The following is an 18010-nucleotide window of genomic DNA, read 5'->3' as shown; positions in this document are numbered from 1 at the left end:
CGTAGGTAATTGAAAAGGTCACTGGATTTGATTCAATCTAGATTATTTATCATCACTAGTGTTATCGATGTTAAGGAAAAATGATATTGCGGTTGCTCGTCCCTTTCGTATTTTATTCATTAGTAAACTGTGCCTCAGTCTTTTCTGAACAACCAACAGAGCTAACCGAACAAGACTGGCTGGATGCAATGCATGCTGACGTGTCCGAATCGGTGAATGATACCGCTAACTGGTTTGATGGTTTTTTTATGGATGATAATTTTCAACTGCATGAAAAAGCTAGCGGAGAAGCCAGAATTAAACTGGGTTGGGAACCACGCAGTACCGAGTTGAATCAATTTATTAGCCGTTTTCGTCTAAAAGTGGATTTACCTAACGCTAAGCATCAAACCAATGTGGTTTTTTCCGATTATGATGATGAAGAGCAAAATAGCCCAATCCTTTCTGCCCGCAATGACGCGGTTACCGATAAAAACCGCTTTAATCTGTCGTTACGTTGGACATCTAAACATGACAAAAAACGCGATATTTCGCATCGCGTGGGTATTGGTCGAAAACTGCAGCCTTTTGTTAAAAGTCAGTACCGCCGCATTTTTGAATTATCACCCAACAGCAACATCAACTGGGAAACATCGGCTTATTATTATAGCCGCGACGGTTTTGGTGTTCATTTGATGCTGCAATATGAAACTAACCTGACCCAGAATATGTTGTTTCGTTTTGATAACCATTATTATTTTCGCGATAAGGAAAATGATTGGGTATGGCAGCATGGGGCATACAATTATTTGCAAATTAACGAAAAAAACGCCGTGGTATACGGTTTTTATGTAGAAGGAAAAAGCCAGCCGAGCTACCGACCGGAAGAATATTTACTCAGTACCCGGTGGCGGATGAATGCCTTACGCGAGTGGCTGTTTTTCGAAGTAGAGCCGTTTTTAACGTGGCGCAGAGATGAGCAGTTCAAAACCTCAATTGGTTTAGCAATGCGAGTAGAAGGCTATTTTGGTAAACCTTAGCTGTTATAGCGCCAGCCTTGTATCCAGCAGCTAATACCGCATAAGCCGAGTAAACCGGGTACCCACCAATGCACCTGATAAAGGGGCAAAACACAGGCAACTAAAACTAAGGTACTACCAATTAAACCCAGGAACTTGCCTTTATTGGCTTTTTGCTGCAACTCTAACTGTTGTAACTGCTGTTGACGTTGCTGCTCGGGCAGTTGTTTGAGTTGCTTTAATGCGTCATGCAGCAAGTCTGGCATATCAGGCAGCTTTTCTGACCAATAGGGCAGGTTATCGCTAATCTTTTTCACCATCGCTTTTAAGCCAATTTGTTCTTTCATCCAGTTCTCCAAAAAGGGTTTAGCGGTCTGCCATAGATCAAGCTGAGGGTATAACTGACGTCCTAAACCTTCAATATAGAGTAAGGTTTTTTGTAGTAAAACTAATTGCGGTTGTACCGCCATATTGAAGCGTCGAGCAGTATTAAACAATTGCAGCAATACAATACCGAAACTAATTTCGGCTAACGGCTTTTGAAATATGGGATCGCAAACGGAACGAACCGCAGCCTCAAATTCGGCCACATTGGTATCGGCTGGCACCCAGCCGGAATCCACATGTAAAGTGGCGACTTTAAGATAATCACGATTAAAAAAGGCCACAAAATTTTCGGCCAGATAGCGTTTGTCTTCACTGTTTAAGGTGCCGACGATACCGAAATCAATCCCAATATATTGGGGATCCTGAGGGTTATCCCGCGAGACAAAAATATTGCCTGGATGCATGTCGGCATGGAAAAAGCTATCGCGGAATACCTGAGTAAAAAATACTTCTACTCCCCGTTCAGCCAACAGTTTCATATTGGTGTTTTGGGCTTCAAGCTCAGCGATATTGGCGACTGGAATGCCATAAATACGTTCCATTACCAGTACATTTTTGCGGCATAGTTCCAGATAAATTCGTGGGATGTACAGTGCGTTGGAGTGCTCAAAATTACGTCTTAACTGTTTGCCATTAGCCGCTTCGGATAATAAATTCAGCTCATCAATAATGGTGCGTTCATATTCATTCACCACTTCAACCGGGCGCAATCGTTTGCCATCCGGTAGCCACTTTTTGACAATTAACGCGAGGGTACGCAGCAGCTCTATATCGGCTTCAATGGTGTCTTTGATATTCGGGCGAATAACTTTGATGATGACTTCGCTGCCATCGGCCTTTAATTTGGCTGTGTGCACTTGAGCTATGGACGCCGAGGCGAGGGGCGTTACGGCAAAGTCGCTGAATAACTCATCAATGGACTCAATTTGCAGCGCTTGTTGAATAATTTGTTGGGCTAGGTGGCCATCAAAAGGATCGACTTTATCCTGTAACAAGCTTAGTTCATCGGCAATATCGGCAGGTAATAAATCTCGCCGTGTAGATAACATCTGGCCGAACTTGATAAAAATTGGCCCCAGTGATTGCAGGGCTAAACGCAGTCGTTCGCCACGGGACTTGTCGGCAAATCGATTACGGATCCAGAACGCACTATGGCGCACTAAACGGGCATACCAAGGTAACCATTTAGCCGGAATTAATTCGTCCAGCCCGTGTTCCAACAATGTGGTATTAATTTTATATAAGCGAAATGCACGCATGGTTTACGACTTCATTTTTGATCGAAGCAGGTATAGACGTGCTTCAAAGCGGGCGGTATCGGCTCGCAACTGGTTGACATCCTGATAGAATGCTTCAACAGCGACAGGATGAGCGGCAATGGCTTTTTCTTCTATTGCGGCATCACGCAGTAAATCACGAAATTGCCCGGCAGAATGTTTAACCGATTGCCCCAATTGTTGCGCAGAACGCATGGTTTGATGGGCGAACACATCACCGGTGTAAACCGATAGCTGCTCTTCCCAGTCAATATGCAATTCTTTCATTAGCACGCTAAAACTTTGCGCAACATGCAAATCGCCAATCAATTCCAGTTCTCTGTTTTGAATCAACTGGGTTAACTGACTGGTATCTTGTAACTTCGTCAAGGTGCTAAGTGATAAGCGTAAAGTACAGTCTACCTCTCCTTCAGCATTAACCAGTACATCGATGGAGTCATTAAACACAAAGGTTAATGGCCAAGGTAATTCCTGTAACTCCACTTTTAACTGTTTCCCGGCCAACGGGGCTAAACGTTGGGCGCTTTGCTCATCCATGCTGAGCAATTTATTTATGGTGGTTTCCAGAATAGCGCTGGCGAGTTGGGCTGCGGGCATTAAAATTTGTATCCACGATGTAACGCGACAATACCACCGGTTAAATTGTGATAGGTGGTCTGTTCAAAGCCGGCTTGCTCCATCATGTTTTTCAGGGTTTCTTGATCAGGATGCATGCGAATGGATTCGGCTAAATATTGATAACTGTCCGCATCGTTGGCGACCACTTGGCCAATTTTAGGTAATAAATGAAACGAATAGGCGTCATAAACCTTATTTAATAATTCATTTTCTGGTTTAGAGAATTCCAGCACCAACAAACGCCCACCGGGTTTTAATACCCGATACATGGACGCCAATGCTTTGTCTTTATCCGTTACATTACGTAAACCAAACGCAATGGTAATGATGTCGAAGGTGTTATCTGGAAACGGCAATGCCTCCGCATTGGCTTGCACATATTCGACATTACCCACGATGCCTTTATCGCGTAACTTGTCACGACCCACTTTGAGCATGGCATTATTAATATCTGCCAGAATAACTTTGCCTTGTGAGCCCACGATACGTGAAAATTTGGCAGTCAAATCTCCCGTGCCACCGGCTAAATCTAATACGGTATGTCCTGCTCTGGCGCCACTACAATCGATGGTGAAACGTTTCCACAAACGGTGAATGCCCATGGACATTAAATCGTTCATTACATCGTATTTAGCCGCAACAGAATGAAATACCTCGGCTACCATCGATGCTTTTTGTGTTTTATCGACATTTTTAAAACCGAAATGGGTTTGTTCAGATGAATTAGATTCGTGCATTAGGTTGTCCTACTTTAGCGAGCAGGTAGTGTAACGGATTTGATTGAAATTAATAACTACGATTACCAGCTAAGTTTTTGCAAAAAAGCGATATGTGATAACCATAACGCTGCCATTCGTTTTGGATAAGAGGGCAAATGGCAGCGTGACTATGTGATTTAAAGTTTAGTTAATGCCTGAATGTCTCAGTAGCGCATCCACTTTGGGTTCGCGTCCACGGAAGGCGACAAACAATTCCATCGGTTCGCGACAACCACCCATTTCCAGAATATGGGTCAAGAAATCATGTCCGGTTTGCGGATTGAATATCCCTTCTTCTTCAAACCGGCTAAAGGCATCGGCAGATAATACTTCCGCCCATTTATAGCTGTAATAACCTGCCGCGTAACCGCCAGCAAAAATATGGCCAAAGCTGTGCTGGAATCGATTAAACGCCGGCGGGATCACAACGGATACCTGCTGACGAATCTTGTCCAGTACCTGTTGAGGCTGATTTTCAATCGCAGGATTGTATTCATGGTGCAAGTGGAAATCGAATAGGCTAAATTCCAGCTGACGAATCATTTGCATTGCCGATTGGAAATTCCGGGCGGCTAATACTTTGTCTAATAATGCTTTAGGCAATGGTTCACCGGTTTCATAATGACCAGAAATAAAGGCCAATGCCTGTTCTTCCCAGCACCAGTTTTCTAAAAATTGGCTGGGTAGTTCCACCGCATCCCAGGCCACTCCATTGATACCGGATACTCCACCAACTGAAACTTTAGTTAGCATGTGATGAATGCCGTGACCAAATTCATGGAATAGAGTAATGACTTCATCATGGGTAAACAGTGCCGGTTTGTCACCGACCGGGCCATTAAAGTTACAGGTTAAATACGCCACTGGTGTTTGCAGTTCGCCACTTTGAGTTTGGCGACGTACCTGGCATTCATCCATCCATGCCCCACCGCGTTTATGGGCTCTGGCGTAAAGATCCAGATAAAAACCACCGCGCAGTTGGCCGGTGCTATCGATAATGTCGTAAAACTGCACATCTTTATGCCAGACATCGACGTTATCCCGAGGTTGGATGGTTAAACCGTACAAGCGATGTACAACTTCAAACAATCCGTTCAGCACGGTTTTTTCGGGAAAATAGGGGCGCAATTGTTCGTCGGAAATAGCATACTTTTGTTCTTTCAGCTTTTCGCTGTAATAGGCCAAATCCCAGGCCTGTAATTCATTCATGCCATGTTGTTGGTTGGCAAATTGGGTAAGCTCGTCAAGATCCTGCTGGGCTTGAGGTTTGGAACGTTCGGCCAGATCATTTAAAAAGCCAATGACTTGTTGTGGTGATTCGGCCATTTTGGTTGATAGCGAACGCTCGGCATAGCTCTCAAAACCTAATAATTGCGACAACTCATGACGCAGAGCCAAGATTTCATCCATTACCGGGCCGTTATCCCATTTGCCGGCATTGGGTCCTTGGTCGGATGCGCGAGTGCAATAAGCACGATAAAATTCTTCACGCAATGCGCGATCATCGGCGTACATCATCACTGGCAAATAACTGGGTATATCTAATGTGAATAACCAGCCGGATAGCTCTTTCGCTTGTGCCGCCTGAGCTGCAGCGGCAATGGCTGACTCGGGAAGACCCGCTAAATCTTGTTCATTGTCGATATGTTTTTGCCAGCCCAGTGTAGCGTCCATCACATTATTCGAGAAGGTTGATGATAAATCCGACAAGCGGCTTTTTATCTCGGCATAATGACGTTTTTTATCCTCATCCAATGCGATACCGGATAATTCGAAATCTCTTAGGGTATTGGTAATGACTTTTTGTTGGGCTTCATCCAGGTGATTAAATTCGTCACTGGCATGAATTTGCACATAAGCGTCGTAAAGTCCCTTGTGCTGGCCAACAAAGGTGCCGTAGTCGGATAATAAAGGAAGACAAGCATCATGGGCTTCGCGCAATGGATCAGAACTCAGGACGGAATTCAAATGAGAAATCGGTGACCATAATCGGCTAAATTGATCGTCACTTTCTTCCAAAGGTGCAATCAAATTATCCCAAGTGTAATGGCTGTTTTGTGCCAGCAGTTGTTCGATTTGTTGTTTGCATTGGTCAATATTTTTTTCAATGGCGGGCAAAATTTCACTAGGGTTGATAGTGGAAAATTGGGGCAGTTGAGAAATGTCAGTGGCACTTGAGTTCATAGGCAATTGTCAGTCCATGCTATTAATGGTTTAGTCAGAATATGATTGGGGCAGTAGTCCAAAACTCAAGTGTTGCATATCAACATCGTTTTTTACTGCTTGCTTTGTACCCGCTACTTATAGTTGTATTTTTACCGGTGTGTCGCTGCGGTTTTATCGGTGGATTACAAATTGGATCAAAAAAAAGCATTTCAGCGCTATTTTCTCGTTAGGCATTCCCTTATGGTGCATGCAAATTTTTAATAGGGTTTTTGTCTAATGCATCAAGTAACAAAATTAAAATCAGCTTCTATCGCCTTAATGATGGGATTAATCAGTTTTGGCAGTTCGGCTACGGTGGTAGAAGTACAGACATCAATGGGGAGTTTCGAAGTTAACCTGTTTGATAATGCTACCCCAAAAACGGTAGAGAATTTTCTGGCTTACGTAAACTCCGGTGAATATTACCAAACTATCGTGCATCGTTCGGTGCCGGACTTCGTAGTACAAACCGGCGGTTTTAAATTTGAAGGGGATTTTCCCATCACGGAAGTGGTCACCAGTGCTGCAGTCATTAATGAGCCTGAGTTATCCAATGTGCGCGGTACCATTGCAATGGCTAAACAGCGCGGTAAGCCTAACAGTGCGACTTCCCAGTGGTTTATTAACTTAACTAATAATAGCGTTAATTTGGATACAGATAATGGCGGTTTTACTGTATTTGGCCAGGTATTGGGTGATGGGATGGATGTGGTTGATGCTATTGCGGCGTTATCTATCTTTAATATGTGTTCGTCGCAAAATCCTTATTGTGCCTTATCGGATATTCCATTGGCTGATTACACGGCTGAGGATGCACAAAACGAGGTAGAGCTTAGCGGACAGAATCTGGTGATGATAAACGACATCGTGGTTATTGATGCAGATGTGACCACTCATCCTGAAATTACCCCAGCTCCTAACACGTTGATTGATTCAGTGGATAACAATAGTGGTTCGGGTTCGTCTGGTGGTGGCAGTTTTGGTTGGTTAGTCATGATGCTGGGCTTGTTGGCCGGATATCGTTTAAAACGCTAATTGCTAATTTATTTGTGAAAATGGCCAAAACGAAAGTTTTGGCTTTTTTTTTGCGTGTGTCATCATTGGCCTCTTATTGCATGACGTTAATGTATGTGTATTAACAGTATTTACGGGAGTCCTAATGACAACATTCGATTATATTTGTATTGGCGGTGGTAGTGGCGGTATCGCATCGGCCAATCGAGCAGCTAAACACGGCAAGAAAGTTGCGATTATCGAAGCCAAACATATTGGTGGTACCTGCGTTAACGTAGGCTGTGTTCCCAAGAAAACCATGTGGTTTGGTGCACAAGTTGCTGAAGCCATTCATAAATATTCAGGTGATTACGGCTTTGATGTAGAACTGAAAAAATTTGACTGGAGCCGCTTGGTCGCGAGTCGCCAAGCCTATATTGAACGTATTCATGCCTCCTATGATCGGGTATTGGGTAACAATAACGTGACCGTGATTAAGGGGTTTGCCCGCTTTATTGATGCCCATACTGTAGAGGTTGATGGCCAGCAGTTTCGAGCCGAGCACATTATGATTGCTACCGGTGGACGTCCGGTGTTGCCGGATATTCCCGGAGCTGAGTTAGGGATTGATTCAGATGGTTTCTTTGCGCTGCAGCAACAGCCGCAAAGAGTGTTAGTGGTGGGTGCCGGTTATATTGCGGTGGAATTGGCGGGGGTGATGCATTCACTCGGTAGCCAAACCAGTTTGGCGGTAAGGCATGACACTCCGCTGCGTCAGTTTGATCCCATGATTAGCCAAACATTAGTGGAAATAATGGCTGAAGATGGGCCCACTCTGTTAACTCACCATCAGGTGAAATCTGTTAGCAAAAATGCTGACGGTAGTTTGAAAGTCGATTTTGATAATAATGCCTCATTAGAGGTGGACAGCCTCATTTGGGCCATTGGTCGCACTCCTGCCAATAATCAGCTAGGTCTGGACGATATAGGCGTAGAGCTGGATCACAAAGGTTATATTAAGGTAGATAAATTCCAGAATACGTCGGTACCGGGTATTTATGCGGTAGGCGATAATACCGGACAAGTTGAATTAACCCCAGTGGCGGTCAAAGCCGGACGTTTACTCTCGGAACGCTTGTTTAATAATCAAACCCAAGCCCACATGGATTACAACAATATTCCCACTGTGGTGTTTAGCCATCCGGCAATTGGAACAATTGGACTAACTGAGCCTGAAGCCAGAAAACAGTTTGGTGATGACAATATTACCGTTTATCAATCCGGTTTTGCCGCCATGTACACCGCGGTTACCCGCCATCGACAAATGACCAAGATGAAGTTGATTTGTGCCGGTGAAGAGCAAAAAGTCGTGGGATTACATGGTATTGGTTATGGCATGGACGAGATCCTGCAAGGTTTCGGTGTGGCAATAAAAATGGGCGCCACTAAAGCCGATTTTGATGCCTGCGTTGCGATCCACCCGACTAGTGCGGAAGAGTTTGTGACGATGTAATTGGGGCTTTTAACCCCAATCCAGACTAAGCTTAATGAGGAAAATGTAGTTAAATTCTTCCCGTTAGCAATAGTACGACAATAATGATTAGCAAAATTGTGACTAAGCCACTTGGCCCATAGCCCCAACTGCGGCTATGTGGCCACGTTGGAATCACACCCAACAACGCAAAAATAAGAATTAATACTAATATTGTGCCCAATCCCATTACTTTTCTCTCTAATTAAGTCAAAAAATAAAGCTACAAGGTTAATTAAGTGCTATCTGTGCGCCAGCAAACATAAGCATGTGTAATAGGTCTTGGAAACGGTAAAATAGACCATTTGGTGTACAACAGTTTGTAGGTTAATTCAGTCAGTATTCAGTTTACTTTAGTAATATCAGCATATAGCTTGAAACGAATAACTGATTACGAGGTGTCAATAATGAAAAAGCTAATGATATTGTTGAGTGCAGCTAGCATGGTGTTATTGCCTTTGGCCAGTTTTGCGCAGGGTGAGCTTGAGGTTAATTGGGATAAACCGGACAAGTATCGGGATGTGAAACCTACAAGTCAGACGCGGAGCAGTTTTCGCAAGCAAACGTTTGAGGATATTGAAAAATTTCTCACTAAAGAGCTTAAAGATTTACCCGATGGCTACAAGTTATCGATGACGGTAACTAATCTGGATTTAGCCGGTGAAGTTTGGCCTGGAATGATGGTGGGATTGAATTCAAGTTCAGATGTGCGTCTGGTTAAAAATTTGGATATTCCACGCATGGATTTTAGCTACAAGCTAACCGATAGCACAGGGGCCACCCTTAAAGAAGGTACTGAAGAGCTGAAGGATATGGCGTTTATGGATAGAGGTGGGCGTATTCACGAGAGTGATCGCTTACATTATGAAAAGAATATGTTGCAGCGCTGGTTTGAAGATACGTTTGAAGATTATCTCCAGAAGGATAAATAAGTCTTAGTTAGTGCAAACACGAACGCCGCATTTAATGCGGCGTTTTCAGTTCGAACAGGTGACTCGTCAGTTAGCTTTTTAAGCTATCCTGCAATTGACTTAAGGTGGCAAACAGCAATTCAATTTTTTTCACTATATTGGGTAACAGGTTGGGCTGTTGTTTTTCATCGCTTTGTTCAAGCTGGATAATGTCTTTAGCTAACTCTTCAATATAAGGCTGAAAGCGTTTGCTTTTTACGTTAAAACCGGCGTCTTCGGCGAATACATATTGAAACTTGCCTTTACCTTGTAGTTGTAATGTGGCCAAGGTTTTGTCGGCGTCTAGACCCCGGCGATAAATGATCTGCAAGTTGTCTTTAAGTTTGTCGATTATATTCTGCATAAATAAAAGTGATTTTTTTCCAAAAAAAGCTAAAGATTTATTAATGGCGGCCGATAAACAACCGAAGGCGGGCAATTCTGCCTGTTTTTGTAATATCTAACAAGTACAACACCTGTTTAATCAGTATTGGCTCATTGGCAGTATTGATACAGGTTTTAGGAGAATGGTATGGAACTACAAGGGGCAAGTACCTCTGGAATGTCCGACGCGTCTGCGGAATTACGGGCTGCCAAACTGGCTAAAAGCCAGCAAGAGCAAACCGGTCAGCAAACGCTTCAGCTGCTGGATTCAGCATCTGACGTGCCAAAAGCAACATCTGCTAATTCGGCATTAGGATCAAACGTTGATCTGTTTGCCTAGGTAGTGTTGATCGTTCATCTTCACCCCCGTTGGTGAAGATGAACGATAAACCGATCCTGGATTACGGATGGAGTAATAAGTCCAATGGCGTTTTTCCGGGCTGGCCGCCTATTTCTCTCACCAGTTTAGGCACCAGATAGCCCGGTAAACGCTTTATCATTTCAGCCATTATCACTCTGGCTTGTTTATCACTGACCGCAAAATGCTCTGCACCTTGTACCTTATCCAGCATATGTAAGTAATAAGGTAAAACTCCACAATCAAATAATTGTTCATTGAGTTGATAGTGTGCTTCACCGCTATCGTTCACGTCTTTTAATAAAACAGCCTGATTGAGCAAGGTTACTCCTGCGTCAGCCAGTTTTTTCATTGCTTGAGTAAAAGCGCTATCAATTTCATTAGCATGATTAACATGCAACACCATAATGGGCTTTAATCTAGATTGAGTGAACCACTCTATTAATTGTGGGGTAATACGACTGGGGATTACCACGGGTAAGCGAGTATGAATACGCAATCGCTTAATGTGCGGAATAGCACTGACTTGCTCGGTTAACCACGCCAAAAAGTCATCTTTTGCCATCAATGGATCGCCACCGGAATAAATCACTTCATTAATTTTGCTATCCGCAGCAATATGTTCCAATGCTTTTAACCAACCCGCTTTATTGACCTGATTATCGGCATAAGGAAAATGGCGGCGAAAACAATATCGACAATTAACCGCACAACCACCGCGCACAACCAATAGCACTCGACTCTGATATTTATGTAATAGCCCCGGTGAGTGATTATCTTGTTCTTGCAGTGGATCGACACTGTAGTCCGGGTGCAATGTAAACTCACTGGCTTGAGTGAAGACCTGTAAAAATAACGGATCGCGCGGATTACCTTTTTGCATCCGTCGCATAAAAGGACGTGGAACACGTAGCGGAAAAAGCTTACGGGCAGGCATATCCAGTTGGTATTCAGCGGGGTCGAGTTCAAGTTGTTCAAGCAGCGCCGCCGGATCGGTAATACAGTCGGCTAATTCTTTTTGCCAATCTCTATCCACAGATTGCTGAATATTAGGTATTATCTGCATCAATTAATTTAGTGCTCTTATGGGTAATGAGGAAAAAATGGCTAATTACAGCACAAACGACTTTAAAGCGGGCCTTAAAATAATGCTCGATGGTGAGCCTTGCAACATTTTAGACAACGAATACGTTAAACCAGGTAAAGGTCAGGCCTTTAACCGGGTTAAAATTCGTAAACTGATTTCAGGTAAAGTGTTGGAAAAAACATTCAAATCCGGAGAATCATTCGAAGGAGCCGACGTACTGGACACCAGTTTAGCATATTTGTATTCCGATGGTGAATTCTGGCATTTCATGAACAATGAAACCTTTGAACAAATTGCCGCAGATAAAAATGCCGTTGGCGATAGCATCAAATGGTTGGTTGAAAATGATGAATGCACTATTACCTTATGGAATGGTTCACCCATTTCAGTGACGCCACCTAACTTTGTAGAACTACAAATAACCGAGACCGATCCTGGCCTAAAAGGCGATACGGCTGGCACCGGTGGTAAACCGGCTACATTAAGTACTGGCGCTGTAGTGCGGGTACCACTATTTGTTCAAACCGGTGAAGTGGTTAAAGTGGATACACGTAACGGTGAATATGTGTCTCGCGCACAAAAATAATTATGTTTTACCCACCCTATACAAACAGGGTGGGTTTTCCTGTTAAGCCCCCGATTAATAACAGAACCTTCCTATGAACTGGCAACCTGGCGCTTCTCTCCAAACCTTGCAACAACGAGCAAAGATCCTGGCTAGTATCAGATCGTTTTTTGCCGAACGTAATGTTTTGGAAGTGGAAACACCACAATTGGCCAAACATGGCGTGACAGACCCATATTTGGTTAGTTTTAGGACTCAGTTTGTTGGGCCAGGCCTTGCGGAGCAAGATGCGCAGGGCAAAGATCTATACCTGCAAACTTCGCCAGAATATGCAATGAAAAGGCTGCTTTGTGCCGGAAGTGGCTGTATTTATCAAATATGTAAAGCCTACCGTAATGAAGAAGCGGGAAGGTTGCATAATCCTGAATTTACCATGCTCGAATGGTATCGGGTTGGCTTTGATCATTTTGATCTAATGAATGAAATGGCTGATTTATTGGTAAGAATACTTGATTGCGCTGTACCGCAACAAATGAGTTATCAGCAGGTTTTTAGTGAGTATTTATCTCTCGATCCTCTCAGCGCAACATTAGCCCAGTTGCAAAATAGGGTGATGGAGTTGGGTATAGCGGATTTTGCCGATCAGGAAACCGATCCAGATATCTTATTGCAGATATTGTTTAACCATTGTATTGAACCGCATATCGGTCAAGACCGTCCTTGTATGATCTATCATTTCCCGGCCAGTCAAGCGGCCCTTGCTCGCATTCATCCTGGCGATTCCAGAGTGGCTGAGCGTTTCGAGGTGTATTACAAAGGTGTTGAGTTGGCTAATGGTTTTCATGAACTAGCTAATGCGACAGAGCAACGCGGGCGTTTTGAACAAGACAATCACAAACGTCAAACGCTTGGATACCAGCAGATGCAAGCTGATGAGCGATTGCTTGATGCGTTGGAGCAGGGATTACCCGATTGTGCCGGCGTGGCATTAGGAATTGATCGTCTATTGATGTTGGCGGTCGGAGCGTCGAGTATCGATTCCGTTCAGGCTTTTTCATTACCAAGAGCTTGAAAACTAACCTAAAAATGCATTTTAAAAATAATAAATGTTGCATTTGGTAAAGATCTACTGATAATAAATTCAAGGCTGACAGGAGTTAAGACTAGCCTTCCCCCTTGGTATTGACGTTAACCGGAGGTTTACAGATGCCAGATATTTCAGTAGCGGCACTGCAAGAACATATTATTTTCGATAATGTCCGCATGGGACAATTTGTCGATGTTGAAATCCAGAATCATCTACGCGACCGATTTAAAACCTTTTTAGTGGGTGCCAAAGAGCATCATTATCTTATTTTGGAACAACCTGACAGTAAACGTTATGGTTTTATTCGTGACCAGTTGGTGGATGGTATTCCCTTAGTTATCCGTACTATTTGTGAAAAAACCACCGGCGAATGTCTGGCTTTTAGAGCAGTATTACAAGGTTTCACCAATCATCCGCATAAATTGGTTTATGTTAGTTTCCCCGATGAAATACAAATGCGGGAATTACGCCGTGAGCAGCGCAAGGCTTATCGTAAACCGGCACAAATTTATATGACCAAAGAAAGTAGTCGCATGGTTGGGGTGATTACCGATATCTCTGCAGGGGGATGTCGTTTCGAATTCGAAGTCGGTGAGTCGGTTCGGGGAATCAAACAGGAATATGTTTATATTGAGCTGGAACACCCCGAAACTGGTGAGCTACAGGAAGTCTATGCCAAAGTTTGTTCACAACGCAAAGAGCACAATTTGGTATCTATCGGCATGGCTTTTGAGCCGATGTTAAAAATAGCCAGTTAACTGCCACACCCTGATTAAATACTGGAATGAGGGTGTGGCACAAAAATACGCCCTAGCTGATTAAAATACTCTCCACCAGAGGGTTAAATTTTCCTTCTCCAATAATTTGACTGATATGCTCAATATCCGGTGAAAAGTAACGATCCGAATCATAAAAGCTGACTTGCTCACGCACTAGTTGATAGCCTTGCTCTACCTTTAGACTGGATTTGAGCGGACGACGAAAATCCATGCCTTGTGCAGCACTTAGTAACTCCACAGCGATTATTCCGCGGGTATTCTCGGCCATATCAGCCAGTCGTCTGGCGGCAAAGGTGGCCATCGAGACATGATCTTCCTGATTGGCTGAGGTCGGTAAACTGTCCACCGATGCCGGATGTGCCAGCGATTTGTTCTCTGACGCCAGTGCTGCCGCAGTGACTTGCGCCAGCATAAAACCGGAATTCACACCACCATTCTCAACCAGAAAGGGGGGGAGTTTGCTCAAATTGGTATCAATTAGTAATGCACTGCGACGTTCTGACAAGGCGCCAATTTCTGCAATCGCCAACGCCAAGTTATCTGCCGCCATGGCGACTGGCTCGGCATGAAAATTCCCACCGGAGATAATATCTTCACCGAAGATTAATGGATTATCGGTGACTCCGTTGGCTTCGGTCAGTAACACATCAGCACAAAACCGAATTTGAGTGAGGCAGGCTCCCATTACTTGGGGTTGGCAGCGCAATGAATAGGGGTCTTGTACTTTTTCACAATCCTGATGGGATGAGCCGATTTCACTGTGCTCATCCAGTAATTCCCGATAGGCAGCGGCCATATCGATTTGGCCTTGTTGGCCGCGAGCTTGGTGAATACGCGGATCAAAAGGTGCACGACTGCCTAATGCGGCTTCGACGCACATGGCCCCACTGACGGTGGCTGCCGCCAATAAATCTTCTGCATGAAATAATCCCTGCAAAGCAAATGCGGTGGACGCCTGCGTACCATTGAGTAAGGCCAACCCTTCTTTTGGGGCAAAAGTTAGCGCTTGCAAACCGGCTATTTCAAGTCCTTCGGATCCGGTAATAATGTTACCTTGGTAGCGAACATGCCCTTCCCCCATTAATGGCATACTCATATGGGCTAAAGGAGCCAAATCGCCACTGGCACCGACTGAACCTTTTTTGGGTACGCAGGGATATACTTCGGCATTAACCAGTGCGATCAGATGTTCAATAACCTGTAATCGGATACCGGAGTATCCGCGCGACAGTGAGTTAATTTTTAACACCATCATTAAGCGTACCGTTTCATCATCCATTAACGCCCCGGTGCCGGCGGCATGGGACAGAACAATCGAGCGTTGCAATAATTCCAGTTCGTCCGGTTTAATTCGGGTATTGGCTAATAAACCAAAACCGGTGTTAATACCGTATACCACCCGTCCTTGCTCAATCACTTTTTGCACGGTTTGTGCCGAAGCATGGATATCCGCATGGGCAGATTCAGTTAAGCTAATATGTAATTTAGCCCGGCTGACCTGACGCAGTTGTGTCAGTGTGAGTTTGCCGGGATGTAGGGTTAGTTGATTATCTGTCATGATTATTTTCCAGCATGGGTAAATCGAGATTGTTTTGTTTGGCGCATTCGATGGCAATGTCATAACCGGCGTCAGCGTGGCGCATGACACCAGTGGCAGGATCATTCCATAATACCCGGCCCACTCGTTTGGCTGCCGCATCGGTGCCATCACATAAAATCACCACCCCCGCATGTTGACTAAAGCCCATGCCGACACCACCACCGTGATGCAAACTGACCCAGGTTGCGCCACCGGCAGTACTTAGCATAGCATTCAGCAATGGCCAGTCAGATACGGCATCGGAGCCATCCAGCATGGATTCGGTTTCCCGGTTTGGACTGGCTACCGAACCGGAATCCAGATGATCACGGCCAATGACGACTGGTGCAGATAACTCGCCGTTTTTGACCATTTCATTAAAGGCCAGTGCAACTCGTGCCCTATCTTTGAGACCAATCCAGCAAATTCTGGCTGGCAATCCCTGAAACTGGATGCGTTCACGGGCCATATCCAGCCAATTGTGTAAATGTGGATTATCGGGGATCAGTTCTTTAACTTTCTGATCGGTTTTATAAATATCTTCTGGGTCGCCGGACAAGGCCACCCAGCGGAAAGGACCAATACCTTCACAGAATAATGGACGGATATAAGCCGGCACAAAACCCGGGAAGTCAAAAGCGTTACTGACCCCTTCTTCAAAGGCCATCTGCCGAATATTGTTGCCGTAATCCAGAGTAGCAGCGCCGCGCTGTTGCAATGTGAGCATGGCTTGCACTTGTACCGCCATCGATTGTTTGGCGGCTTTAACCACCGTACGTTCATCCTGTGTACGCATCTCGGCCGCTTTTGCCATACTCCAGCCTTGAGGTAAATAACCATTCAGCGGATCGTGAGCCGAGGTCTGGTCGGTAACTACATCCGGGGTGATATTTTTATCTACCAACTCGGCAAAAATATCGGCGGCATTGCCGAGTAAACCCACTGAAACGGGTTGTTCGGATTGGTTAATGATGGCGAGCGCTTCATCCAGTGAAGTGGCTTTTTTATCCACATAACCGGTACGCAGTCTGAAATCGATGCGGGTTTCATCACATTCTACTGCTAGCATGGAAAATCCAGCCATGGTAGCGGCCAACGGTTGCGCTCCACCCATGCCGCCTAAACCGCCAGTAAGTATCCACTTACTTTTTGTGTCACCATCAAAATGCTGTTTGGCCACCGCTCCAAAGGTTTCATAAGTGCCCTGTACGATGCCCTGACTACCAATATAGATCCAGCTGCCGGCGGTCATCTGGCCATACATCATCAATCCCTGTTTATCTAACTGGTTGAAATGCTCCCAATTCGCCCAGTGCGGCACCAGATTGGAGTTGGCGATTAACACTCTGGGAGAATCAGTATGGGTTTGAAATACCCCGACCGGTTTACCGGATTGCACCAGCAAGGTTTGATCGTCTTCCAGTCGCTGCAAAACATCGATAATTTTGTCGTAACATGGCCAGTCTCGGGCGGCGCGGCCAATTCCGCCATACACCACTAAATCTTCCGGGCGTTCGGCCACATCAGGATCGAGGTTATTCATTAACATGCGCATGGCAGCTTCGCTTTGCCAGCTTTTGCATGTTAACTGGCTGCCGTGGGGCGCCTTGATAAGACGCTGTGGATCGTGTCGATTATTTTTCATAGGGTTTCTCATTTTTCGTTTGGCGAAAAGGTCAGATGTCCGCCAAGTTTGTATCGATTACCGGGGTGGGTCAGCAAGGTATAGCTGACCATGCCGTCTTTTGACCAGGTGTGCCGGTGCATATGCAGACAGGGCTGGTTTGCATCAATGGACAACGTTTGTTGCATTAATGCGTCCGGCAAAATAGCTTCAATCTGATGCTTGGCCTCGGTGAGTGGTGCGGTATTGCATAAATATTCGTGTGGTGTAATTAACGTAAAGTCTTGTCGCAGATAGTCTTTGACCAGTTCCAGATTCACATAGCGTTGTTCAAGCTGTACTGCAATGTTGTTTTCGTAATGACAAATACAGCTGTAGGCAATAACGGAGTCGACCGGAACCTGTAACTGGGCAGCAAGTTGGGTATCGGCTTTAATTGAGTTGAGTGCCAGCACTTTGGCATGATGCTGATGATGTCTGGCTTGGATTTCATCGGCGATATTGCGAATTTCCAAAACGGAAGACTGGGATGTCAGGCTGGCCACCACGGTTGCCGCGCCCTGAGTGCGGGTTAGTACACCTTGTTCGGATAATTCCTGCAAAGCTCGCCTTGCGGTCATGCGGCTAACAGTAAATTGCTGCGCCAACTGATTTTCTGAAGGAACAGGGTGATTCTCCGGCCACTGACCGGATTCGACTTTATCCAATATATGCTGTTTTATCTGTTGGTATTTAGAACCTGACATATTTCGACTATTGTTGTGGGTGAACTTGTTATTTACTTGTCTATACAAGATACTGGCATATTATTCTTGTATAGACAAGTTGGC

General features: G+C 44.8%; 18 protein-coding genes. 8 read left to right on the top strand and 10 right to left on the bottom strand.

The window, feature by feature from the left end; all coding sequences use genetic code 11:
• The first annotated feature begins 86 nt into the window (after positions 1-86).
• Positions 87-1019 (top strand): hypothetical protein, encoded by a 933-nt coding sequence (locus ACTD55_RS11360; RefSeq protein WP_438864445.1) that lies wholly within the window; start codon positions 87-89, stop codon positions 1017-1019.
• On the opposite strand, the gene ubiB is transcribed toward ACTD55_RS11360, so the two are convergent.
• From ubiB to prlC, 4 genes are all read right to left on the bottom strand, one after another.
• Positions 1016-2644 carry a ubiquinone biosynthesis regulatory protein kinase UbiB gene (ubiB, locus tag ACTD55_RS11355; RefSeq protein WP_438864444.1) on the bottom strand — a complete coding sequence of 543 codons (1629 nt, stop codon included), beginning with the start codon at positions 2642-2644 and terminating at the stop codon, positions 1016-1018. The two genes, ACTD55_RS11360 and ubiB, sit on opposite strands and share 4 nt — an antisense overlap.
• A 3-nt stretch (positions 2645-2647) precedes the next feature.
• Entirely contained in the window at positions 2648-3259 is a 612-nt protein-coding gene (locus ACTD55_RS11350) for a ubiquinone biosynthesis accessory factor UbiJ (RefSeq protein ID WP_438864443.1), read from the bottom strand.
• Complete coding sequence (gene ubiE, locus ACTD55_RS11345; RefSeq protein ID WP_438864442.1) at positions 3259-4017, bottom strand: bifunctional demethylmenaquinone methyltransferase/2-methoxy-6-polyprenyl-1,4-benzoquinol methylase UbiE; 759 nt, start codon at positions 4015-4017, stop codon at positions 3259-3261. The genes ACTD55_RS11350 and ubiE overlap by 1 nt, the downstream gene beginning before the upstream one ends.
• 165 nt (positions 4018-4182) lie before the next feature.
• Complete coding sequence (gene prlC, locus ACTD55_RS11340) at positions 4183-6222, bottom strand: oligopeptidase A (protein ID WP_438864441.1); 2040 nt, start codon at positions 6220-6222, stop codon at positions 4183-4185.
• A gap of 258 nt (positions 6223-6480) precedes the next feature.
• Between prlC and ACTD55_RS11335 the strand changes: the two genes are divergently transcribed.
• Together ACTD55_RS11335 and gorA are read left to right on the top strand one after the other, a co-directional pair.
• The gene (locus tag ACTD55_RS11335) at positions 6481-7278 is read left to right on the top strand and encodes a peptidylprolyl isomerase (RefSeq protein WP_438864440.1); all 798 of its coding nucleotides are present in this window, start codon (positions 6481-6483) and stop codon (positions 7276-7278) included.
• Between the two features lie 124 nt (positions 7279-7402).
• Complete coding sequence (gene gorA, locus ACTD55_RS11330) at positions 7403-8749, top strand: glutathione-disulfide reductase (protein WP_438864439.1); 1347 nt, start codon at positions 7403-7405, stop codon at positions 8747-8749.
• A 49-nt stretch (positions 8750-8798) separates the two neighbouring features.
• Here the strand turns inward: gorA and ACTD55_RS11325 are convergent, their stop codons facing one another.
• On the bottom strand, positions 8799-8957 hold the full coding sequence (locus ACTD55_RS11325) for a DUF3309 family protein (RefSeq protein ID WP_438864438.1): 159 nt from the start codon (positions 8955-8957) through the stop codon (positions 8799-8801).
• A gap of 217 nt (positions 8958-9174) precedes the next feature.
• On the opposite strand from ACTD55_RS11325, the gene ACTD55_RS11320 reads away from it, so the two are divergent.
• Positions 9175-9699 (top strand): DUF3016 domain-containing protein, encoded by a 525-nt coding sequence (locus ACTD55_RS11320; protein ID WP_438864437.1) that lies wholly within the window; start codon positions 9175-9177, stop codon positions 9697-9699.
• A gap of 70 nt (positions 9700-9769) precedes the next feature.
• Here ACTD55_RS11320 and ACTD55_RS11315 read toward each other — a convergent pair whose 3' ends face one another.
• Positions 9770-10081: a hypothetical protein gene (locus ACTD55_RS11315; protein WP_438864436.1), complete on the bottom strand. Its 312-nt coding sequence runs from the start codon at positions 10079-10081 to the stop codon at positions 9770-9772.
• A 168-nt stretch (positions 10082-10249) separates the two neighbouring features.
• Between ACTD55_RS11315 and ACTD55_RS11310 the strand changes: the two genes are divergently transcribed.
• Entirely contained in the window at positions 10250-10441 is a 192-nt protein-coding gene (locus ACTD55_RS11310) for a hypothetical protein (RefSeq protein ID WP_438864435.1), read from the top strand.
• A gap of 61 nt (positions 10442-10502) precedes the next feature.
• Here the strand turns inward: ACTD55_RS11310 and epmB are convergent, their stop codons facing one another.
• A complete protein-coding gene (gene epmB, locus ACTD55_RS11305; protein ID WP_438864434.1) occupies positions 10503-11528 on the bottom strand; it encodes an EF-P beta-lysylation protein EpmB in 1026 nt (341 codons plus the stop codon).
• 34 nt (positions 11529-11562) lie between these two features.
• Between epmB and efp the strand changes: the two genes are divergently transcribed.
• From efp to ACTD55_RS11290, 3 genes are all read left to right on the top strand, one after another.
• Positions 11563-12132, top strand: coding sequence for an elongation factor P (gene efp, locus ACTD55_RS11300; RefSeq protein WP_438864433.1), 570 nt, complete (start codon positions 11563-11565; stop codon positions 12130-12132).
• A gap of 73 nt (positions 12133-12205) precedes the next feature.
• Positions 12206-13183, top strand: coding sequence for an elongation factor P--(R)-beta-lysine ligase (gene epmA / locus ACTD55_RS11295; RefSeq protein WP_438864432.1), 978 nt, complete (start codon positions 12206-12208; stop codon positions 13181-13183).
• 134 nt (positions 13184-13317) lie between these two features.
• Entirely contained in the window at positions 13318-13956 is a 639-nt protein-coding gene (locus ACTD55_RS11290) for a PilZ domain-containing protein (RefSeq protein ID WP_438864431.1), read from the top strand.
• Between the two features lie 52 nt (positions 13957-14008).
• Here the strand turns inward: ACTD55_RS11290 and hutH are convergent, their stop codons facing one another.
• Genes hutH through hutC form a run of 3 tightly spaced genes read right to left on the bottom strand, consistent with a single transcriptional unit; the run spans position 14009 to position 17926 of the window.
• The gene (gene hutH, locus ACTD55_RS11285; protein WP_438864462.1) at positions 14009-15538 is read right to left on the bottom strand and encodes a histidine ammonia-lyase; all 1530 of its coding nucleotides are present in this window, start codon (positions 15536-15538) and stop codon (positions 14009-14011) included.
• Positions 15525-17201 (bottom strand): urocanate hydratase, encoded by a 1677-nt coding sequence (gene hutU / locus ACTD55_RS11280; RefSeq protein WP_438864430.1) that lies wholly within the window; start codon positions 17199-17201, stop codon positions 15525-15527. Before hutU ends, hutH begins: the two co-directional genes overlap by 14 nt.
• Positions 17202-17209: 8 nt before the next feature.
• Complete coding sequence (hutC, locus tag ACTD55_RS11275) at positions 17210-17926, bottom strand: histidine utilization repressor (RefSeq protein WP_438864429.1); 717 nt, start codon at positions 17924-17926, stop codon at positions 17210-17212.
• Positions 17927-18010: the final 84 nt, after the last annotated feature.

The sequence above is a fragment of the Neptunicella sp. genome (assembly GCF_048268085.1).
Taxonomy (GTDB): Bacteria; Pseudomonadota; Gammaproteobacteria; order Enterobacterales; family Alteromonadaceae; genus Neptunicella.
This window is presented reverse-complemented; position numbering and strand designations above follow the sequence as displayed.

Bases quoted from the DNA above. Each gene is read 5' to 3' on its own strand.
- ubiB (WP_438864444.1), bottom strand. From the start codon at position 2,644: ATGCGTGCATTTCGCTTATATAAAATTAATACCACATTGTTGGAACAC.
- ubiE (WP_438864442.1), bottom strand. From the start codon at position 4,017: ATGCACGAATCTAATTCATCTGAACAAACCCATTTCGGTTTTAAAAAT.
- ACTD55_RS11315 (WP_438864436.1), bottom strand. From the start codon at position 10,081: ATGCAGAATATAATCGACAAACTTAAAGACAACTTGCAGATCATTTAT.
- ACTD55_RS11350 (WP_438864443.1), bottom strand. From the start codon at position 3,259: ATGCCCGCAGCCCAACTCGCCAGCGCTATTCTGGAAACCACCATAAAT.
- ACTD55_RS11320 (WP_438864437.1), top strand. From the start codon at position 9,175: ATGAAAAAGCTAATGATATTGTTGAGTGCAGCTAGCATGGTGTTATTG.
- ACTD55_RS11325 (WP_438864438.1), bottom strand. From the start codon at position 8,957: ATGGGATTGGGCACAATATTAGTATTAATTCTTATTTTTGCGTTGTTG.
- ACTD55_RS11335 (WP_438864440.1), top strand. From the start codon at position 6,481: ATGCATCAAGTAACAAAATTAAAATCAGCTTCTATCGCCTTAATGATG.
- epmA (WP_438864432.1), top strand. From the start codon at position 12,206: ATGAACTGGCAACCTGGCGCTTCTCTCCAAACCTTGCAACAACGAGCA.
- prlC (WP_438864441.1), bottom strand. From the start codon at position 6,222: ATGAACTCAAGTGCCACTGACATTTCTCAACTGCCCCAATTTTCCACT.
- hutU (WP_438864430.1), bottom strand. From the start codon at position 17,201: ATGAAAAATAATCGACACGATCCACAGCGTCTTATCAAGGCGCCCCAC.
- efp (WP_438864433.1), top strand. From the start codon at position 11,563: ATGGCTAATTACAGCACAAACGACTTTAAAGCGGGCCTTAAAATAATG.
- hutC (WP_438864429.1), bottom strand. From the start codon at position 17,926: ATGTCAGGTTCTAAATACCAACAGATAAAACAGCATATATTGGATAAA.
- gorA (WP_438864439.1), top strand. From the start codon at position 7,403: ATGACAACATTCGATTATATTTGTATTGGCGGTGGTAGTGGCGGTATC.
- ACTD55_RS11290 (WP_438864431.1), top strand. From the start codon at position 13,318: ATGCCAGATATTTCAGTAGCGGCACTGCAAGAACATATTATTTTCGAT.
- ACTD55_RS11310 (WP_438864435.1), top strand. From the start codon at position 10,250: ATGGAACTACAAGGGGCAAGTACCTCTGGAATGTCCGACGCGTCTGCG.